The organism is Hungatella sp. L36 (genome assembly GCF_014288035.1).
The window spans coordinates 1-831 of the sequence record NZ_JACOPC010000062.1 but is presented as its reverse complement, the minus strand read 5'-3'; the positions used below and the strand labels follow the sequence as shown (position 1 = coordinate 831).

1 protein-coding gene and 1 pseudogene are annotated in these 831 nt (G+C 55.7%); both read left to right on the top strand.

Annotated elements, in window-relative coordinates:
- Positions 1-113, top strand: a pseudogene (locus H8S80_RS34565) (adaptin-ear-binding coat-associated protein); the annotation flags it as partial.
- The coding region (locus H8S80_RS33940; protein ID WP_187049108.1) for an ATP-binding protein at positions 110-831 on the top strand (722 nt) is incomplete at its 3' end. The pseudogene H8S80_RS34565 and the gene H8S80_RS33940, both read left to right, overlap by 4 nt.

The following is an 831-nucleotide window of genomic DNA, read 5'->3' as shown; positions in this document are numbered from 1 at the left end:
ACAGCCATGCAGCCACCATTTACAAGTGGGCGCAGGAGGACGCTGCCAAAGGCAAGGCTGCCCCGAAACAGGGCATACCCGATTATTCATGCAAGGAGGGCGAGAGCTTATGAAAAACGGAATTGAAGCTATGATTACGGACATTACAGCCACTACCGCCGAAGCGGAGGACTACACAGGCGAGGACGGGCTTTTATACTGCGGTAAGTGCCATACGCCCAAAGAAGCCTATTTTGCAGAGGGAAAGACTTGTTTCGGGCGTGACCGCCACCCGGCAGAGTGCGACTGCCAGCGGGCAGCCCGTGAAAAGCAGCAAGCCGCCGAAAGCCGACAGAAGCACCTTGAAAAAGTGGAGGACTTGAAACGCCGGGGCTTTACCGACCCTGCTATGCGGAACTGGACATTTGAGCATGACAACGGCAGAAACCCGCAGACCGAAACCGCCCGCTTTTATGTGGAGAGCTGGGAAACCATGCAGGCTGAAAATATCGGCTACCTGTTTTGGGGCGGCGTGGGGACGGGAAAAAGCTACCTTGCCGCCTGTATCGCCAACGCCCTTATGGAAAAAGAGGTTGCCGTCTGCATGACAAACTTTGCAACGATACTGGGTGACCTTGCCGCCAGCTTTGAGGGCAGGAACGAATATATTTCCCGCCTTTGCAGCTACCCTCTGCTGATACTTGATGATTTCGGTATGGAGCGAGGAACAGAATACGGGCTGGAACAGGTTTACAGCGTGATTGACAGCCGTTACCGAAGCGGCAAGCCGCTGATCGCCACGACCAACCTCACGCTGGAGGAATTGCAGCACCCGCAGGACACGCCCCACGC